The sequence below is a fragment of the Streptomyces sp. NPDC048002 genome (assembly GCF_040653275.1).
Lineage (GTDB): Bacteria > Actinomycetota > Actinomycetes > Streptomycetales > Streptomycetaceae > Streptomyces.
Genome location: NZ_JBEZNL010000011.1, coordinates 30652 through 50012, shown reverse-complemented (window position 1 = coordinate 50012; position 19361 = coordinate 30652). Strand labels below are relative to the sequence as shown.

Annotated in this window: 14 protein-coding genes; 2 read left to right on the top strand and 12 right to left on the bottom strand. The window is 73.2% G+C overall.

Features of this window, described 5'->3' with window-relative positions; all coding sequences use genetic code 11:
* Positions 1-13: 13 nt before the first annotated feature.
* Together tgmA and AB0E07_RS16585 are read right to left on the bottom strand one after the other, a co-directional pair.
* Positions 14-205 (bottom strand): putative ATP-grasp-modified RiPP, encoded by a 192-nt coding sequence (tgmA, locus tag AB0E07_RS16590; protein WP_362251538.1) that lies wholly within the window; start codon positions 203-205, stop codon positions 14-16.
* A gap of 158 nt (positions 206-363) precedes the next feature.
* On the bottom strand, positions 364-678 hold the full coding sequence (locus AB0E07_RS16585; protein WP_362251535.1) for a YkvA family protein: 315 nt from the start codon (positions 676-678) through the stop codon (positions 364-366).
* Between the two features lie 242 nt (positions 679-920).
* On the opposite strand from AB0E07_RS16585, the gene AB0E07_RS16580 reads away from it, so the two are divergent.
* Complete coding sequence (locus AB0E07_RS16580) at positions 921-2009, top strand: hypothetical protein (RefSeq protein WP_362251532.1); 1089 nt, start codon at positions 921-923, stop codon at positions 2007-2009.
* A gap of 3 nt (positions 2010-2012) precedes the next feature.
* On the opposite strand, the gene AB0E07_RS16575 is transcribed toward AB0E07_RS16580, so the two are convergent.
* The 7 genes from AB0E07_RS16575 to AB0E07_RS16545 all read right to left on the bottom strand — a co-directional run bounded on the left by AB0E07_RS16575 (position 2013) and on the right by AB0E07_RS16545 (position 12709).
* Positions 2013-3143: a hypothetical protein gene (locus AB0E07_RS16575; RefSeq protein ID WP_362251529.1), complete on the bottom strand. Its 1131-nt coding sequence runs from the start codon at positions 3141-3143 to the stop codon at positions 2013-2015.
* 204 nt (positions 3144-3347) lie between these two features.
* Entirely contained in the window at positions 3348-3842 is a 495-nt protein-coding gene (locus AB0E07_RS16570) for a lamin tail domain-containing protein (RefSeq protein ID WP_362251526.1), read from the bottom strand.
* Positions 3843-3949: 107 nt separating this feature from the next.
* Entirely contained in the window at positions 3950-4576 is a 627-nt protein-coding gene (locus tag AB0E07_RS16565; RefSeq protein WP_362251524.1) for a hypothetical protein, read from the bottom strand.
* Positions 4577-4727: 151 nt separating this feature from the next.
* Positions 4728-6092, bottom strand: coding sequence for an FAD-dependent oxidoreductase (locus tag AB0E07_RS16560; protein WP_362251522.1), 1365 nt, complete (start codon positions 6090-6092; stop codon positions 4728-4730).
* A gap of 170 nt (positions 6093-6262) precedes the next feature.
* Positions 6263-7069: a chitosanase gene (locus tag AB0E07_RS16555; RefSeq protein ID WP_362251519.1), complete on the bottom strand. Its 807-nt coding sequence runs from the start codon at positions 7067-7069 to the stop codon at positions 6263-6265.
* Positions 7070-7197: 128 nt separating this feature from the next.
* Entirely contained in the window at positions 7198-9966 is a 2769-nt protein-coding gene (locus AB0E07_RS16550) for a SpoIIE family protein phosphatase (RefSeq protein ID WP_362251516.1), read from the bottom strand.
* A 97-nt stretch (positions 9967-10063) separates the two neighbouring features.
* Entirely contained in the window at positions 10064-12709 is a 2646-nt protein-coding gene (locus AB0E07_RS16545; protein ID WP_362251512.1) for a SpoIIE family protein phosphatase, read from the bottom strand.
* Between the two features lie 367 nt (positions 12710-13076).
* On the opposite strand from AB0E07_RS16545, the gene AB0E07_RS16540 reads away from it, so the two are divergent.
* A complete protein-coding gene (locus tag AB0E07_RS16540; RefSeq protein ID WP_362251508.1) occupies positions 13077-13391 on the top strand; it encodes a hypothetical protein in 315 nt (104 codons plus the stop codon).
* Between the two features lie 22 nt (positions 13392-13413).
* Here AB0E07_RS16540 and AB0E07_RS16535 read toward each other — a convergent pair whose 3' ends face one another.
* The 3 genes from AB0E07_RS16535 to AB0E07_RS16525 all read right to left on the bottom strand — a co-directional run bounded on the left by AB0E07_RS16535 (position 13414) and on the right by AB0E07_RS16525 (position 19345).
* Positions 13414-14073, bottom strand: a complete 660-nt coding sequence (locus AB0E07_RS16535; RefSeq protein WP_362251505.1) for a hypothetical protein — start codon at positions 14071-14073, stop codon at positions 13414-13416.
* 143 nt (positions 14074-14216) lie between these two features.
* A complete protein-coding gene (locus AB0E07_RS16530; RefSeq protein WP_362251502.1) occupies positions 14217-18281 on the bottom strand; it encodes a cold shock domain-containing protein in 4065 nt (1354 codons plus the stop codon).
* The gene (locus AB0E07_RS16525) at positions 18278-19345 is read right to left on the bottom strand and encodes a MoxR family ATPase (RefSeq protein WP_362251499.1); all 1068 of its coding nucleotides are present in this window, start codon (positions 19343-19345) and stop codon (positions 18278-18280) included. Before AB0E07_RS16525 ends, AB0E07_RS16530 begins: the two co-directional genes overlap by 4 nt.
* Between the last annotated feature and the right edge of the window lie 16 nt (positions 19346-19361).

Here is a 19361-nt window from a genome sequence, read left to right as displayed (position 1 = left end):
GACGGTTCCGCGTTCAGTCGTCGAAGTGCGTCTTCGAGCCCGCCGTTGACGTCGTTGTCCCCAGTTCTCTGAGCAGTGCGTGGTCGCTGGCGGCGATCCGCCCGTCCCCGAGCACGTTCAACTGCAGTCCGGAATCGTAGGCATAGACAGCGGTGACCTCGATGTCCGCTGCCGGACGTGCGTAGTTGAGTGCGAACGGCTGCATCGTCTCTCCCTCGCCGGTGCTGCTCCGTTCAAGCGAGGCACCCACCTTGGGACGTCGCTTGGTCCGCCGACTTCCTTCGGCTTCCACCCACTTATACGATTCGAACGAGTGATTGGTTTCCTTACTCTCCGTCACCATCGGCGGTTCGGGTGGACGGACTACCCTTCCCGGCCCGTCCGTTGACCGACACGGGGCCGGAACTCCCTCGCCGACTCGGCGGACCCGCGCATGCTGCGCAGGGCGAGCAGAAGTACGCCGATGTCGTCCAGGTACACCGGATCGGGCAGCAGGTCGGCCGGCAGTACGAAGTACGCCAGCGCGCCCCAGAAGACCCAGCGCGGTCCGGTCGGCAGGCCCGCGTGCCGGAGCCGGCGCCGGGTCCGTACCAGCCTGACCAGCACCGTGACCGCCAGGGCCAGCAGGGCGGCCGCGAGGACAGCGGCGACGACGATCAGTCGTGTGGTCGAGTCCACCGGTCCCTCCTCACTCGTGGAGCGCGTACGCGTCTCCTGACGGATTCCCTGCCGCGGCGCGCATATGACCCGCCACGCCGACGGTAGCCGCCGAACATCTGTCGGAGCTGTGACGCGCGGCTCATCCGCCCGGACCACTCGGGTGGCGGGGCGGGACGAACACCCCTAGTAATGGTCTGCGTACAGTCGCGTGTCGCTTCGGGGGCGCATCAGCGGCAACGCACCCTTCCCTGGAGCCGAGCATGATCACCCGCTCTTCATCACCCAGTTCGAACGACTCCGACATATCCGCCGCCGTACCCTCGGCTCTGCCCGACGCGTCCGGGCCCGCGCACCACGATCCGGTCGGCGGCCTCGTGCACGCCGCCGTGGCCGACCGGCCCGTGGAGGAAGTCGCCCACCTCATCACCCTGCTGGAGCACTCTCCCGACCACGCCAGGGCCACCCTGGAGGCGCTCCGGGCGGTCGGCGTCGACCGCTCGGTCGAGGACGTGACCCAGCTCGTCGACCTGCTGACCCGGCCGCCGCGCACCGCACAGAGCGCGGACGAGACGATCCGTGCCGCGGCCGAGCGCCGCCCGCTGGACGACGTCACCCGGCTGGTGGCGCTGCTGCACCAGGCGGACCTGGAACCCCACTGCGGACGGGAGGCGGTCCGCGCGGCCGCCACCGGACGCCCGGTCGAGGAACTCGTCGAACTGATCCGCCGGCTCTCCGAGCCCGACGAGCCCGACAAGCCCGACGGGCCCGACGAGGACAGCGGCGCCCCGGCGGACTCCGCCGACCGCGAAGAACCCGCGGGCACCGGAACGTCCCGGAGCGGCGCGGAGAACGGGCGGCCGGAGCCCTCCGAGCCCGCCGCCGAGGGGCGTGCGGCCAGGACGCTCACGGCCCGGCGGACGGCACCCCCGTCCTCCTGGCCGGGCCGGCTCGCCGTCGCGGCCCTGGTGCTGTGCGCGGTGGCCCACTTCCCGCTCTACCGCGACGGCGCGTCGCTGCGGGTCTACGCCCTGACGCTCGGCATGTCCGTGGCGTGCCTGGCCTGGGCGCTGCTCCTGACCCTGCGGGTCGACGCGGTCGTCCTCGCGGGCGCCGCGCTCCTGCCCGGCGCGCTGGCCGCGGTCCGGCTGTTCGACGGCAGGCTGCCCTCGGCGGGTCTGTCCCGGGCGCTGGACCTCACCCTCGCCCCGGCGTGGGCGGCCGGACCGGTCGCCGTCGGCGCGTGCCTGGTGGCACTGGCGGCCCTGCTGACACACCTGGCCTCGCAGTCGCGCTCCGGCGGGTCGGCACCGGATCCGGAACCGGCCGTGGCGGGCCGCAGGACGGAGTGAGCGTCAGCTGACGTCGCTGTGGCGCTCCGCGGGCTCCCCGTCCCGCGGGGCGCCCACCCTCGTGCCGGGGCGCAGCGCCAGAGCCGATTCCTTCAGCCGCCCGAAGCCCCGGGTCAGCTGCTGGAGCGGCGAGTCGGGCTGCGGCCGGGGCGGCGGCGGGGTGTCGCCGGACTCCCGGTAGGCGGCGAGCGCCTCGTGGGCCTGCTCGGCGGCCTCCCGGTACAGGTCGCGGGACTCGGTCATCGCCTTCAGGGCCTCGGCGTACATGGCCACCAGGGCCCGTTCGCGGGCGAGTTCCTCTTCGAGGGTGAGCAGTCCCCACTGCTCGCGCAGCGCTGTCACGGCCTCCTCGGCGCCGTCCGGCAGGGGCCTGGCCAGCGCCGCGTACCGGGTGACGGCGGCGATCAGCTCGGCGGGTTCCGAGCCGTCGAGGAAGACGCTGCGCACGGCGAACGCGGCCGTGTCGTGGTCGGCCGGGGCCACGGGGCCGGGCAGCACCACGGCGCCGCCGCGCGGGACCTCCACGCCGGTGTCGCGCAACGCCCAGTTCACGACCCGGAGTTGGTGCGGGGCGGCGCGGTGCTCCAGTACGCGGTGCCGCAGGCCCGGGGGCAGCGTTCCGGCCAGCGGGGTCCTCCCGCGCCCGTCGGTGGTCATCGCCTCGTGGACCACGACATGGATCGTCCAGCCGTCGCGGGCCGCGTCCTTGAGCAGGCGGCGGACCTCCTTGTCGTCCTCGGGGAGGGGGTTGAGGCCGCGCAGGCGTCCGCCGGTGACCGGCTCGTGGTCCCACTCGGTGTCCGGATCGGCCGGCCAGAACATCGCGGCCGGCGAGGGCCACCGCGGGTCCCAGGGGCGCTCGGCCTCCGCGGCCAGCTCCCAGTCCCCGGTCCCGGAGAGAGCCAGCCGCGCCCGCACGGTCACCGAGTCCTCGACCCGCCGCCGTGCCTCGAAGACCCGGGTGCCCTCGGAGCCGTCCTCCGAGGCCTCGCGGAAGTCCTCGACGGCGCCTTCGTCCTTGTGCCGCCGCAGCGTCCGCCGGACCACCTCCTCGGCGGGTTCGCCCGTGTGGCGGCCGCGGGCCAGCCAGATCGTGGGGGGTGCGGTGGGGCGGGCGGTCGTCGTGCTGGGCATGGGTCCTCGGGGGACGGGGGCAGATCGTGGTCCCAGTATCGACTCCGCCGACTGCCACGTGTCACCGGGGTCCGCGCACGGGGTGTGCGCGGTCCACTCCGGCCGCCCACCGCACACGCGTTCCCCGGTCCGCCACGGGCCGGGAAGAATGCCCGGTGCACGGGGCCCGCCCACCATCCGCAACGGGGCGGGCCCTGTGCGCGGTCAGCCGTGGTACTTGATGTATCCGTTGCCGTCGGGGTCGGAGCCCCTCTTGGTGTACGCGTGCGAGTCGGCGCCCGCGCCCGTGGGCTTGTAGAAGTAGATCGTGTCCTTGTCGTTGTTCCAGATGAAGTTGCAGTTGTCGCGGTAGACGACGTTCTTGGCGTCCGAGTCGTTGCCGTGGCCTCCGCGCAGCTTCACCTGGTCGCCGGGCTGGAGGTAGTGGTTGGCCTTGAAGGTGAACCGGTTCCCGACCGCGTCCTCGACGACGTAACCCTTGAGGTTGACGGTCTTGCTCGGCGAGTAGTTCTTGATCTCCAGGTACTCGGCCTTGGAGTTGCCCGTGGCGCAGTTGTTGGAGTCGCTGCCCGGGGCGTCGTACTGGACACCCTTGATCTTCAGCGCCGACGTGTACTCGGCGGCCTGGGCCGGAGTGGCGGCCAGAGCGGCCAGGGTGCCCGCGGCGGCGGCCGTGGCGACGAACAGGCGTGCGCGCATGACGAAGTTCCCCCCATGTGAAAGTTCAGTGAAGAAACAGGATCATATGCAAAGACGCGACACCTGTTGTTCACTTCTCCCGGAACTCCGTCTCCCCGGCCCCCGGTTCAGTAGCGCTGGGCCTTGGCCACCTCGGCGGTCAGCCGGGGCTCGGCCGGCTTCCTGCTGATGGCGAGGGGCTGGGCGCGCTCTCCCGGCTCCAGGTCCTCGGCGCCCACATAGCGCGTCTCGACGACCTGGCCGTCGGGGTCGCTGAAGTCGACCTGGACGGCGTAGGAGGCGGTCTCGTCGGTGCTGTTGGTGATGTTGACGACCACGGCGAGCAGGCCGCCCGTCTGGGACCTGGGCTTGCCGGTCAGGGAGACGTCGGCGGTGGCGTTGCCGCGGCCGTCCACCTTCTCCAGCTGCTCCTGGGCGGCGGCGTTGGCGCGCGCCACCTCGGCGGAGACCGACGCCTCGAACTCGGAGGCGCGGGCCGAGGCGGACGAGGCCGCGGCGGACAGGGACGCCTTGACGGACTCGGCGGCCGAGGCCAGCGCGGAGGGCGCGCTGCCGGAGAAGCTGGCGGTGACGGGTGGCGTGGGGGTGCTGTCGGCGGAGCCGTCGCCGCCGTCGTCCGAGCAGGACACGAGCGAGACCGCGCCCAGCGCGGCCACCAGGACTCCGGTCAGCGCCCTCGCCGCCGAGTGCTTCCGGGACGGGCTGGTGGGTCGCCGCGTGGGGCCTGTGCGCATGGCTGGTGATCCTTCCGGTCGGACTCTGGCGCCCCCCGGCGCCATCGTGCACGACACGTGGTCGCCCGGCCACTCGGGGTTCCCGGCCGAAGACGGGTACGCGAAAGGGCCCGGGGCGGTGCGCCCCGGGCCCTTTCCGCAGCCGTCGTCCTCAGGCGCCGCTCTCGCGGAGCATGTCCTCGCGCTCGACGATCTTCACGCGCTCACGGCCCTGCTGCTCACCCAGCGCCTTCTCGGCGGCGTCCAGCCTGTACCAGCCCTCCCAGGTGGTGAAGCGGATCCCGCGCTCGGCGAGGAACGCCTCCACCGCCTCCGGGGCGGGGGTGTCCGGCGTCTGGAGACGCCCGCCCGCGAAGTCCTCCAGAAGGTTGGCGACCGTCTCGTTGGCGTCGCCCTTGGTGTGGCCGATGAGGCCCACCGGGCCACGCCGGATCCAGCCGGTGACGTACGTCGACGTCAGGTGCTCGCCGGACTCCTGCATCACCCGGCCGCCCTCGTCCGGGACGGTGCCCGACGCGACGTCCCAGGGCAGCTTGGGCAGCTTGTCGGAGAGGTAGCCGACGGCGCGGTAGACCGCGGTGACGTCCCAGTCCTTGAACTCGCCGGTGCCCTTGACGTTGCCGGTGCCGTCCAGCTCGGTGCGCTCGGTGCGCAGGCCCACGACCCGGCCGTCCTCGCCGAGGATCTCGGCCGGCGACTCGAAGAAGTGCAGGAAGAGCTTGTGCGGCCGGTCGCCGATGTCGCGGATCGCCCAGTTCTCCAGGGTCTTGGCGACCATGTCGACCTGCTTGTTGGAGCGGCGCTGCTCGATGGAGCCCTCGTCGTAGTCGATGTCCTCGGGGTTGACGATGACCTCGATGTTGGGGGAGTGGTCCAGCTCGCGCAGCTCCATCGGGCTGAACTTCGCCTGCGCGGGACCGCGGCGCCCGAAGACGTGGATCTCGACGGCCTTGTTGGCCTTGAGGCCGTCGTACACGTTGGCCGGGATCTCGGTCGGGAGCAGCTCGTCCGCGGTCTTGGCGAGGATCCGGGAGATGTCCAGGGCGACGTTGCCGACGCCGAGGACCGCGACCTTCTCGGCCTCCAGCGGCCAGGTGCGCGGGACGTCCGGGTGGCCGTCGTACCAGGAGGCGAAGTCCGCGGCGCCGTAGGAGCCGTCCAGCTCGACGCCGGGGATCCGCAGCTCGCGGTCGAACATGGCGCCGGTGGAGAAGACCACCGCGTCGTAGAAGGAGCGCAGGTCGTCCAGGTGGACGTCGGCGCCGTAGTTGACGTTGCCGAAGAGGCGGACCTGCGGCTTGTCGAGCACCTGGTGCAGGGCGTTGACGATGCCCTTGATACGGGGGTGGTCGGGGGCGACGCCGTAACGGATCAGGCCGAAGGGGGCCGGCATGCGCTCGAAGATGTCGATGGAGACACCGGGCTCGGCGGCCACATCGGACTTGAGCAGCGCGTCGGCGGCGTAGATCCCGGCGGGGCCGGCTCCGACAATGGCTACCCGCAGGGGGCGGGGCATGATCAGGTTCCCTTCGAGCGGTGACAAGCAACTCGACGGGAAGCCTAAGCTAAGGCAAGCCTAAGTCGGTACGCGGGTCCAGTCTATGAGCTCATAAGCCCGACTTATGAGTGGATCCGGACCGCACGGGGCCGGTCGTGGCGCCCCGTGCGGCGGGCCCGGCGGGGCGCTCAGTCGATGTGGTAACTGTCCCCGTACACCTGCCAGTCCAGCGGCGGCCTCAGGTCGAGGTTGCCCGCCCGCAGGAAGACGCGCTGGGCGGTGTCGACCCGGCTGGTGTCGCTGTGCGCCTCCTCCTGCCGCATCGCCCACACCCGGGCGTCGAGGAACGCGTCAAGGTACCGCACCTCGTCCCCGCCCTGCGCCGGGGGGCGGGTGCCGCGCAGGGCCCGTGCCCGGATGCTGCCGAAGCTCAGGGGATCGGTTCCGCCCCCGTGCATCACGAGGGCGTCGTAGTAGGCGAACTGGCCGAGCGCGCGCAGTCCGTCCGCCTTGCCCTGCCGGACCGCCGGGTCGAAGTACACCCGGTCCCGTTCGTCGTTCTGCGCCTGCTGGAAGGCGCCGTCCCGGGCCGCCCGGCCCCAGTCGCGGGGGTAGTGGGGATCGAGCCCGGCGTGCGAGTCGGTGCCGTCCACCCGGCGCAGCGCGGGCAGGTACCCGGCGAGGACGTTGCCGGGCCGGCGGGCGGCGTACAGCTCCACCAGGTCGAGCATGTCGCCGGTGCCGGAGCAGAAGCCGATGATCCCGGCGGTGTAGCCGCGGCCGTCGCCGATGTCCTCGATGTAGCCGTACTGGGCCTTCCAGTCGAGCGAGGAGTTCTCCGCGCTCGACACGAGCTTCATGGCGATCTCCTTCTTCGCCGGGTCGTCCAGTCCGGGCGCCCGGACGGCGCCGGCGCTCGGCGAGGTGAGCAGGGGGATCGCGACGACCGATGCGCCGAGGGCGCTGAGCAGGGTACGGCGGTCGGGGTGCCTCACGGTTGCTCCCAGTGGGGGTGGGGGGGTGGATGACTGGAGGTGCGTGGCACTGATAGGAAAGTTTCCTATCAGATGGGGAGCGGCTTGCCCAGCCGTCGCGTGTGAAGTTCCCGGCCGGGCCGGCCCCCTCAGGGCAGCGGCTGCTCCGCCCAGATCACCTTGCCCTCGGTGGTGTACCGGGTTCCCCAGCGGTCGGAGAGCTGCGCCACCAGGAACAGTCCGCGCCCGCCCTCGTCGGTCGTCGCCGCGTACCGCAGATGCGGAGAGGTGTTGCTGGTGTCGTAGACCTCGCAGATCAGCGTCCGGTCGTACAGCATCCGCACCCGGATGGGGTCGGCGCCGTACCGGATGGCGTTCGTCACCAGCTCGCTGAGGATCAGCTCCGTGGTGAACGACAGCTCCTCAAGGTCCCACCGGGCGAGCCGCCGGCTCACGGAGGCGCGCACCTTGCCGACGGCCGCCGGATCGGCGGGTACGTCCCACTCGGCGATCCGGTCGGCGGACAGGGCCCGGGTCCGCGCGACCAGCAGGGCGATGTCGTCGCCGGGCCGGTCCGGCAGCCGCGCGTCCAGCACCGTCCGGCAGGTCTCCTCCGGGGTGCTCCCGGCCCGGGCCAGCGCCTCGCGCAGCAGGTCGAGACCCTCGTCGATGTCCCGCTCCCGGTCCTCCACCAGACCGTCGGTGTACAGCACCAGCCGGCTGCCCTCCGCGAGGTCCAGCTCGGCCGCCTCGTACGGCAGCCCGCCGAGCCCGAGCGGCGGACCGACCGGCACCTCGGGGTACTCCACCGAGCCGTCCGGGGCGATCACCGCGGGCGGCGGATGACCGGCGCGGGCGACGGCGCAGCGCCGGGAGACGGGATCGTAGACCGCGTAGAGGCAGGTCGCCCCGGTCACCGGCCCGCTGTCGCCGTCGGCCGTCTCGTCCTGGTCGATCCGGGCCACCAGCTCGTCCAGCAGCCCCAGCAGCTCCTCCGGCGGCAGATCCAGCGCGGAGAAGTTGTGCACCGCGGTCCGCAGCCGCCCCATCGTCGCCGCCGCGTGCAGCCCGTGGCCGACGACGTCGCCGACCACCAGCGCGACCCGTGCCCCCGACAGCGGCAGCACGTCGAACCAGTCCCCGCCGACCCCGGCCTGCGCGGGCAGATACCGGTAGGCGATCTCCAGCGCGTTCTGCTCGGGCAGGCTGCGCGGCAGCAGACTGCGCTGGAGCGTGACCGCCATGCTGTGCTCGCGGGTGTAGCGGCGGGCGTTGTCGATGGAGACCGCCGCCCGCGCCACCAGCTCCTCCGCCAGCTCCAGCTCCTCGGCGTCGAACGCATCGGACTTCCGCGACCGCCAGAAGCTCACCACGCCCAGCACCAGCGAGCCGGCCCGCAACGGCACCGTGATCAGCGAGTGGATGCCGTACTCCAGCACCTGCGCCGACCGCTCCAGGTCCTGCGCCTGCCAGCCGGGCGCCTCCCCGAGCCGCGGTTCCAGGACCGCCCGGCCGTCCCGCAGCGCGCGTCCCTGCGGCGAGGACTCCACGAACGTGATCCGCCGGCCCGCCGGGTACAGCGGCGCGTCCTCGCGGACGCCACTGGAGACCGTACGGCGCAGCGGGGTCACCGTCTCCGGCCGGCCGCCGTCGAGCACGGCACCGAACAGGTCGACGGTGACGAAGTCCGCGAACCTCGGCACGGCCAGCTCGCCCAGCTCCTCCGCGGTGCGGGTCACGTCCAGGCTGGTGCCGATGCCCACACCGGCGTCGTAGAGCATGCTCAGCCGTTCCCGCGCCGTCTCCGCCCGGCCGGACAGGGCGCGCAGTTCGGTCGAGTCGCGCAGGGTGGCCACGCTGCCGTGCGGGCCGCCGCGCAGGTTGGTGGGCCGCTGGTTCACGGCCAGCAGCCGGTCCTTGACCAGGTGCACCTCGTCGGTGGCGACCCGGCCCGAGTCCAGCAGCTCGGCGGTGTCGGGGGCGAGCCCGAGGTCGGTCACCCGGCGGCCCTCGGCGTCGGCGGGCAGGTCCAGCAGCCGGTGCGCCTCGTCGTTGGCGAGCAGCAGCCGGCCCTCGGTGCCGACGATCAGCACGCCCTCGCGGACCGCGTGCAGCACCGCGTCGTGGTGCTCGTACATGCGGGTCATCTCGTGCGGGCCGAGGCCGTGCGTCTGCCGCAGCAGCCGACGGCTGACCAGCGCCGTGCCGCCGGTCGCCAGGGCCAGCGCGGCCGCCGCCGCGCTCAGCACCAGCGGTAGCTGCTGGTCGGCCGTGCCGCCGACGGTCGCCGTCGTGATCCCGGCCGACACCAGGCCCACCACCTTGCCGTCGTCGTCCTGGACCGGGACGACGGCCTGCACCAGCGGTCCGATGGTGCCGGTGATCTCCTCGGTGACGACCTCGCCCCGGAGCGCGGGTTCGATGGTGCCGACGAACTTCTTGCCGATGCGGTCCGGCTTGGGGTGGCTGTAGCGGATGCCGTCGGTGTTCATCACGACGATGAAGTCGACCTTCGTGTCCTCGCGCGCGGCCTCGGCGCGCGGCTGGAGCACCGAGGACGGATCCGGCAGCTCCAGGGCCTCGCGAGTGCCGGGGGCGTTGGCGAAGGACTCGGCGACCGCCACCGAGCGGTTGCGGGCCTCGCGGGTGCTGTCGTGCCGTACCTGGAGCACCAGCGCCACCACCGCCGCCACGACCAGCAGCACCACGATGACGACCTGGAACAGGAACACCTGGCCCGCGACGCTGAGCCGGCTCAGCGGGGACCGCCGTCGCCGGCCGTGCTGATGTCCGGAGCGTTCACCGTCCGGCGCCCGCTTCGCGCGGGGGCCCCGGGCAGGGCCGGGCGCTCGGTGGGGGCGCGGAACGCCGGGGCGGCGGAGCGACCGGGCCCCGGATCGCCCCGGGAGTCGGACCATGAGCCATGTCTACACTGCCGGGCCGCGAGAGGCGAGGGGCGTCACCCGTCGTGACGACTCGACCTCCTGTTCCCGCCTCACCCGCCGGGGGCACCGCTCAGGTGCCGGGCCGGGCGTCCGAGCGACGGGTGGCGAGCAGCAGCGCGATGTCGTCCGGGCGGTCCGCGGTGTGCCGGGCGGTCGCGGTGAGCCGCTCGGCGATCCTCGGCAGGGACTGTCCGCCGGGCAGCCCGGCCGGGGTGCCGGCCCTGGCCAGCGCCACCCGCAGCCGGCCGATGCCGTCGTCGATGTCGCCGCCCGGCCGCTCCACCAGCCCGTCGGTGTACAGGGCCAGTACGGCACCGGGCTCGACGGTGAACTCGGTGACCGGATACTGCTCCTGCGCGTCCACGCCGAGCACCACACCGCCGGGCAGGTCGACGGCGTGGGTGCGCCCGTCGGGCCGCCGGAGCAGCGGCGGCAGATGTCCGGCCCGCGCCGCCCGCGCCGCCCCGGTGACCGGGTCGAGACGGACGTAGCAGCAGCTGGCGAAGAGCCCGGAGTCGATGTCGATGAGCAGCCGGTTGGTACCGCTCATCACCTCGTCGGGCGGCCGGTCGCCCAGCGCGAAGGCGCGGACCGCCGAGCGCAGCTGGCCCATCGCGGCCGCCGCCTGCACCCCGTGCCCCTGGACGTCGCCGATGACCAGGGCCAGGCCGTCCCCGGCGGAGACGACGTCGTACCAGTCGCCGCCGACCTCCATGCCCTCCGTCGCGGGCAGGTACCGGCCCGCGGTCTCCATCAGCGGGTGCGCCGACAGCCGCCGGGGGAGCAGGGCCTGCTGGAGCCCGCGGGCGAGGGCGGCCTCGCTCTCGTAGCGCTGCGCCTTCTCCATGGCGTGCGCGATCAGCCCGGCGAGGGCGGTGAGCGCGGCGCGCTCCTCGGTGCTGAAGCTGCGCGGCCGGTCGAAGCCGAGGATGCAGGAACCGACCGGCCGACCGGAGGCGATCAGCGGGAGGAACGCCCGCGCGCCCTCCGTGGCGTCCAGGGCGAGACCGGGGTAGGCGTCCTTGAGCTGCTGCATCGAGTCGAAGAACAGCGGGCGGCCGTTGGTCAGGGTCTCCACGCCGGGCAGCCGCGCGTCGAGCCCGATGCCCTCGAAGGGCGCCAGGAAGCCCGGGGGGAAGCCGCTCTCCCAGGCCAGGAACAGATGACGCTCCTGGAGGAGGTAGATCGCCAGCCGGCGTCCGCCGAAGGCGGGCAGCAGCTCCCGCATGACGACCGCGGACACCTGGCGGGCGGTGACCGCCTCGGTGAGCGCGATCGCCAGCACGATCGGCCGGTACAGCGGGGCCAGGGAGGGGTCGGCCGCCGCCTCGGACGGGAGTGCCGCCCCGGCGGTGCCCTCGGCCGGCTCGGCGGCGGGCGCTCCGACGACCCGGTGGGCCGGGCGGATCGTGCAGGTCAGCAGGTCGGGGCCGGGCAGCAGGGACACCGCGAGCCAGTCGCCGTCGTACGGCCCGCCGCCCTCCGCCCCCGGCCGGGCGAGGTGGAAGTGCAGCGGCTGGGGCAACAGCAGCGCGCCGCGCATGTGGTCCTCGCAGCCGGGCTGGTTCAGCCACGGCACGGCGTCCCACAGGGGCACGCCGAGCAGCTCCGGCAGGGGCCGTTCCAGCAGCTCCTCGGCGCGCGGATTGGCGTAGACGATGGTGCCGAGCCGGTCCAGCGCGAAGACGCCCTCGGGCAGCAGGTCGGCGGCGGTGTCGGCGGCCGTCCCGGCGCCGGGGTCGAGTACGGAGCCGTGGACGAGTACGGAGCCGTGCACGACGGCGGGCGGCGCGGTGCCCGGCGCTCGGGCCGGCCTCGATGGCCAGGTCCGACGTGGTGGCCCGGCCGGCGCCGGCGTCCCGGCGGGGCCGGGGGCTCCGGGTGGTGCGTGGCGTCCGGGGGAGCCAGGGGGGCCGGGGGCTCGCCACAGTTCGACGAGGCGCAGCGCGCCGTCCGCCGAGTGCGCGTACAGGGGCAGCGGGTGCGGGCGCCCCGCCGCCGTGTCGCGGAGCGCCGCCAGCAGGGGCTCGATGTCGGCGGGGGCCACCAGGGCACGGGCGAACGCCCGCTCGTCGGCCGTGCTCGCCTCGGCGGCCGGGCCCAGCAGCGCCCGCAGCCGCTCGTCCAGGGTGACGGCGCCCGTCCCGGGATCCCAGCCGAAGGAGCCCGCCCGCCCCGCCGGGCGCACCGCGGGCGGCCGTACGCACAGGGGCTCGCCGTCCCACAGCAGCTCGTCCTCCGGCACCTCCCGCAGCCGGCCGGCCAGCTCCGCGGCGACCCGGGCCAGCCGTTCCCGCTCGGGGATCAGCTCCACGGCGTCGGAGGCGGAGGGACGCAGCACCGTCAGCACCCCGTACGTCCTGGGGCCCGCCGCGACCGGTACGTACACCGAGCCGAACTGGAACGGCAGGCCCGCGGCGAACTGGGGGTAGCGCCGCATCGTCTCCGTCGCGTTGGCCAGCACCACCTCCACGCCCATCCGCAGGGCGTCCGCGACCGGGAAGGGCCGGTCGATGTGGAGCCGCCACCAGGGCCGGAACAGCGGGCCCGGCAGACCGGCGAGCACGGACAGCCGCAGGGTTCCGGACGTGCGCGAGCGCAGATAGACCCCGGCCGCGTGCCCGCCGCCGACCCTCAGTGCCTCCAGCGAGGCGTCGATCAGCAGCTCCGTCGGCCGTCCGGGCCTCCGCTGCGCGTCCTCGGCGCTCCCAGTCATCGGCCCCTACCTAGTCCGCGCGCTGACGCACGCGGTGACACAGCAAGAATGCGCCACATCGACCTCCCGGGCACCCGGACGGACCGGAGAATCCGGTGCCGCGGGTCGGGGCGGGTGCGCCGTTCGGGTGGACGACTTCCGGCCGACCAGTGGGACCGGTACATGCCACCTGCGTTTGCCCGGACCCCTCGGGGGTAGGTCGGGCTTCGCAACTCTCTGCAATTCACTGTGTGTTGCAATTCTCAGGGTGTGAGTGTCCACAATTATTGACACTTTGGTCGTGGGTACTGGACGCTTGAACTATCCGAGCGAAGGCGCGCCCGTGCGTCCGCCCTGTCCGCGGGGCGGCGCGGTGAGGAGGAGCAGGATGACTCTGCCGTTAAGAACCACCGCCTCCGAGTCGGACGCCGGGGGCGGATACACCGAGAAGGACCTCGCCGAGACCTGCGCCCACATCAACGCACTGCTCAGCGAGTGCGCGAGTCTGACGCATCGGCTCGCCCCCGGGGGCCTGTGGGAGCCGTCGAGCCCCGACGCCGGCACGACCCGCGCCGAGGCCGCCCAACTCCTCGCCACGATGTCCCGGCTGCTCGCCCGCACCCGGCACAGCCTGCGCAAGGTCGACGCCCGGGCCCGGCAGCAGGCCTACGAACTCGAGCACTACCCGCCGTACGACCTGTGAGCGCGTCGGCGTCCTCGCCTCCTCAGCGGCGCCGGGCGTCGATGACGGCGCTGAGGATCTCGTCCATCAGGTCCGCGCCCATCCCCGGCTGCTCGCCGCAGCGCGTGGACGAGGCGTCCACGCCGTGCTCGTAGGCGTCGGTGACCGTCCGCAGGACCCGCAGATGTTCCACGACCGGCCTGAGCTGCGAGGCCAGGGCCTCGCTCTCGGTGTAGAAGCAGAATCCGGGCAGTGCCCCGAAGAACCGCTCCATCCCGGCGACGTTCTCGGGGCTCGTCTGGCGGCCCTCCGTGAACACGTAGTGCACGGTCTGCCGGCTCAGCCCCGCGCCGCGGGCGATCTCGCCGTAGGTGTACGGCCGCGGGGTCCGGCCGCACGGCCGCCGGGTCGTCGGATGCTTCAGGCGGGTGGCCCGCAGGAAGAGCAGCCGGGCCAGATAGCGGGCCTGCGCCGCCTCCTTGGAGTCGTCGGTGTCCGGATCGGCGCCCGTCAGCAGTTCGGCGACGCGGCCGGGCTCGATGCCGGTGTCGTGGCTGAGCCGGTCCGGGGCGAGCAGCCGCGCCAGGTGCTCCCGCGCGGTCTGCGGCAACGCCCTGCGCAGGTCGCGGAGTTCGGCGAGCAGCAGCGCGAGGGATTCCGGTGCGGGGCACTCTTCCGGCGCCCCGTCGGGTGGTCCGTTCACGTGGGTCTCCGTGGCTGGACGGCGGGACGGTCCGTGCGAGGGGGGCGCATCGGGTTGCGTCGATGGTACGGGGGGTTGCTGTGCGGGAGCGGGGGCGGCGCCAAGCCTGAACAAGGCTTGACCATGTGGACACCGGGACGGCGTCAGGTGAGGGACGGGACCGGGTGGACGTCCGCCGCCTGCCGGCCGTGCTCGGTCTGGACGATGCGGAACCGGACGTGCTGGCCCTCGTCCAGCGCGCGGTAGCCGGTCATCTGGATGGCGGAGTAGTGGACGAAGACATCGGGGCCGTCGTCCAGGGCGATGAAGCCGTACCCCTTCCCTTTGTTGAACCATTTGACGGTGCCCAGGACGGGGGCGGACCTGGGGTCGATGTAGCCGGGATTGCGCAGGAGGAGACGGTTGCCGCGACCGGGGCGCTCGTGGATACGGACACTCCTGGCGACCCTGCGCTCGCGGATCCGGACCGCGATGTCGGCGAGGCTGAGGAACTCCGGTCCGCCGGGTACACCGTCGGTGAGCAGGTTGACGAGTTCGTTCGTGAACGCGAACGGACCTTGCCACGACTCGTTGACGGATGTGACGAGCAACCAGTACGTCCCCGTCTCGCGGGGGCCCAGCAGGAAGCGGAGTCTGTCCGCGTCTTCGATGTCGGTGTCGAGGATGAGGACCTTGTACCGGGCAGGGCTGTTTTCCAGCAGCGAACCCAGGTACTGAACGGAAAGGGCGGTGCGCGCCGGGTCGTCGCGCACGGTGTCGGGCAGGGTGAGAAACGTGCCGTCCGGTGTTTCGAGCGCATGGCCGGTGTAGTGGATGAGGAGGGTGTGCTCGGCCTGCTCGGCGCCGTTGAGCAGGGGCGGCAGCACATCCTGGTGACGGTAGTTCCGCAGGAGTGTCACGTTCCCGGGGTCGAACGGACTGTCCTGCGCCCCGCTGCCCAGCGCCTCCGCGAGCAGGATCGTCGACCTCGTCGCGGGTCGGACGCGGTGTTCGTAGCCCGTGAGCAGAACGGCACGCGAGCGCGCCGGGTCGAGGACGTCCGGATCCAGGGGTTCCCTCGGGCCCCGGGCGGTCGGTTCCACGGAGGGTGGGATGCGCGTGGCGTGCAGTGGACCGCTGTCCGTGATGTCGAAGACCAGGCCGATCGCCCTGCCGTGCAGGTCGACGACGGCCGCCCCGGTCACGGGGGCGGCACGATCGGGGGCCATCGGCGTGAGAGCGAAGTCGTGGCCGTCCACTGACATGACCAGGCAGCGGCTCAGGATCGGAGTTCCGCCGGCGGAACCGATGACGAGGACCCAGTCCCCGGCAGTCGGTGCGGGGCCGAGAGGCAGCGGCGGCTCCGGTGGAGCGAGCCCGCGCCGGTCCGGCAGCAGGATCAGACGCCCTCGCGTCGTTCGCACGGGGGGCCAGTCCGCCCGCCAGGTGCGCCGGGCCGGGTGCGAACGTGTCACTACGAGCGCGGCGGGGGTGTCCGGCGGGTACTGCACCGTGGGCATGGCCACGCGTCCGCCTTCCAGGAGTATCCCCAGGCCCAGCTCGGTGTCGTCGGCGCGGACCGTGACCAGCCGCTCCAGAGCGACCTCGGCGAGCCGCAGGAGCGTGGAGTGGCCCTGCCGGGAATCGGAGTGGAACGCGGCGGCGTTGCCGAGCAGCCGGGACGCCTCGTCCAGTCCCCTCTCCCGGGCTGACCGCGCCAGCGGCTCCAACGAGTCCACGTCGGCACAGCGCGCCAGCACCGGCCAGAGTCCCTCCGGCGGGCTGACGTTCGGCACGTCCCGTTGGTCGGCCCACACCGCGAAGGCGCTGATCTCGTAGAGGTTCTTGCTCCCGGGAATCCGCCGCAGCACGGGCGGACCGTCCTGCGGACCGCCGCTCGCGTAGTCCAGGGCGGTCGACAGCCAGTCGTGAGGCGGGGACTCCCGGTCCAGGGCGGGCAGGTAGGCCGGAGTGGCGGCCTCCAGCAGCCGGAGTGACAGTTCGGCCCGGTGCCCCAGGCGCCGGACGTCCAGTGCGGCCCGCAGCAGCTCCCTGGCGATCGGGGGCGCGTGGTGGAGGTGTTCGAGGGCCGCCGCCTCCGCCGCCGGGGAGTACGTCCTCACCAGGTCGACGCGGCCGAGCAGGTAAGGGATCCCGAAGTCCTCGGCTTCGCGGGAGTCGCCCGATACCAGCCGGTCGAGCTCCTCACGGGTGACCTCGCCCAGCACCAGCAGGGGACTGAGGGAGGACATCAGATCGAACAACCTGTGCGTCGTGCCGGCCGGTTCACCGTCGGACGCGCGCAGGAAGGAGAGGAGATCGGGCAGAACCAGCACCGTCCGGGGGCGCGGCGCGACGGCGGGATCGGTCAGTTCCGCCGGAGCGCGGGGAGTCCACCAGGTCCACTCGGCCGGCAGGGACGCCATCGCCCGCGCGGCGGCGGTCGTCCTGCCGGAGCCCGGCTCGCCGACCAGCAGCACGAACGAGCTGCTTTCCCGTTCCACCGCCCGTGTCAGCACTCCGCGCAGTTGCTCGTCCACATAGCGGTCGGCATGGCGGTCGGCATGGCGGTCGGTCGGGCGGTCGGCCGGGCCGGGCGCGGACTGAGGTGCCGGAACCGGCTCGGCGACCGGTCCCGCGGCCCCGACGGTCGCCGCACCCTCCACCCCCTCCCGGGCCGCGAACGGAACCGCCTCCTCCACCAGCCCTCGCTCACCCCTCCCCGGACCGCCCCCGAGCGCGGCGAGGAAGTCGCCCCCGCTCGTCGCGCCGAACTCGCTGACCACAGCGCCCATCTCGCGCCGCACCAACTGCTGCACCGAGGTGATGGCGTCCCGGCGCTGACCGCCCAGCAGCGCCTCACGCACGCCAGGCCGGAAGTCGAAGGCGATACGGTCCGGATCGGATGCCGCCCCTGCCTCCTGGCCCCAGGGCCTGAAGAGACCGCCGAGGGCGACCTCCGCCAGATGACCGTGCTCCGCTTCGGGGAGCATGGTCCGGCGGACGAGGTTCATGACCGGCAGGCTCAGGGGAACCGCCGACAGGTATCCGGCCAGCCGCTGGGCGAGCGGGGAGGCGCCCGCCCTGAACCGGCTCAGGACGTCGGCGACTTCGCCCGGGTCGGGTGGCGGCTCGACCCGCGACGGGACGGGCGGCGGCGTCCGCGGGACGGTGAGGCACGGCACCCGCGTCCACCGGCCACTGCCCGCCACCAGATGCGCCAGGAGCAGGACGGACGAGGGCTCGGCCTCCACCACCGGTACCGCGAGCACCTGCCGGGTGGGCGTCCCCGCGCGGAGCCGTACGTTCCGGCGACGGCTCCGCGCGGGGACGTCCACCCGCCACGACGTGTTCGGCGAGGCGGGCCCGACCGCGCGCACCGGCAGCGAGCGGGGCCGCACCGCGCCCCGGTCCCACAGCCGCCGAGGCAGCACGTTCAGCAGCGCCACCGGCCCGTGGGCCGACCACTGCCGCAGCATGCGCGCGACGTCCTCCTCGGCCCAGCCGCTCGCCACCGTGTCGGTGACGACGAGGACCAGGCGGTGACCGGACGGGTCCGACACCTCCTGCACGCTGCGCCGCTCGCCGTCGGGAGTGCGGGCCACGGACAGTGAGCGCCCGGCGTCCGGGCCGGTGCCGTGCAGGTGCCAGGTGCGCACGTCGCGGAAGATGCCGGTCTGGACGAACAGCCGCCGCAACTCGCCCACCAGGTCGTGCCAGAGCAGCATCGAGTGGTGGGCGTCGATCACGAGGGCCAGGTCCAGCCAGCGGCCACGACGGGGCCGCAGCACCGGAGTGGGAAGGCGTTGCTCGATGGTCCGCAGGACCGTCAGTTCCTCGTCGAGTTCGTAGTCGGACGGAGCCACCCCCGAGGTGTTCTTCGACCGGCCCAAGGGGCGCAGTGCCCGCATCACCGCCAGCGGGTCCCGGACGGACGAGGCACGGCGGACGCGGACGAGTTCGACGCCCTGCCGCGCCGGCCCCGGTGTGTCCGTCACGTCTCCCGCGCGGTAGAACTCCTCCTCCGGCGCCCGCACCGCCTCCTCGGTATCCTCCGCCGGATACTCGGGAGGCGGGTCCGCCGGCTCCTCCGGGACGTCCGGCGCGGGCGCCGCGTCCGGTGTCCCGGTGCCGCCGACCCGCGCGGCCAGCCAGAGGATGTCCGCCAGTTCCTCCGGTCCGGCGTGCGCGCCGGACTCCTCCAGCGCCCGCAGCAGACGCTCGATCACGTCGACGGGCCCGTCAGCCGCTGCAGCACCGCGTCCAGGAAGTCCTGGCGCTCTCCCGCGCCCGACCAGGCGCCGCTCAGCCGCAGCTGGACGGCGTTGAGGAGCTGGTCCGTCGCCAGATCGCCCTCCTTGCGCCGCTCGACGAAGTCGGTGACGAGATCCTGGAAGACGTCGTCCCGGGTCGAGTCGTCGAGCTTCAGCCGCTGGCGGACGATCTGCTTCAGCTTGGTTCCGCACGGCGGCTCGACGTGCAGCCGGATGCATCGGCGCAGGAAGGGCGGCGGGAAGTCGCGCTCACCGTTGCTGGTCAGCACGACGACGGGGAACGCGCTGCACCGGACGCGCCCGCGGTCGATCCCGGCCCGCAGCTCGGGGTCGTCCTGGGTGCCCACCTTCACCCGAGGCCGGCGCGCCGCGATCCGGGCCAGCTCCGGGATCTCGAAGGCACCCTCCTCGAACACGGTGAGGAGGTCGCCGGGCAGGTCGATGTCGCTCTTGTCGATCTCGTCGACGAGGAGCACTCGGGGGCGTTCCTGCGGCAGCAGTGCCGTGCCGAGCGGCCCGAGACGCAGATACGGCGCGATGGCGCTGCCCGACGAGGGGCGCCCGCTCTGTTCCCCTCGCGGTGGCGCGCCCCGTCCGGCCTTGAGATGGCGCAGGTTCGCGTCGTGCAGACGCCCGATCGCGTCGTACTGATAGAGCCCGTCGCGCAGGGAACTCCTGCTGGTCACCGGCCAGTGCAGGACCGGGCCGAGTTCCAGGTCGGCCGCGATGCTGTGGGCCAGGGTCGACTTGCCGACCCCGGGCTTGCCGGTGACCAGCAGCGGGCGGCGGAGATAGAGGGCCGTGTTGACGGCGTCGATCTCCGAGTCGTCCGGCACGTAACCGGAGCCGCGTTCGTGGGTGTCGGCCCAGGCCGGTCCGCCGGTGCCGGGCGGGGCGTACTCGGGATCGGGCGTGCCCTTGAACTCCCGCCACGGCGGCCGGTTCCCGTCGAGCCGGCCGCGCTTGTCGGCAGCCGTCCCCGTACCCCGGTAGATCCACCAGTCCTTGGCGGTGTCCATCAGACTTCCTCTCGTC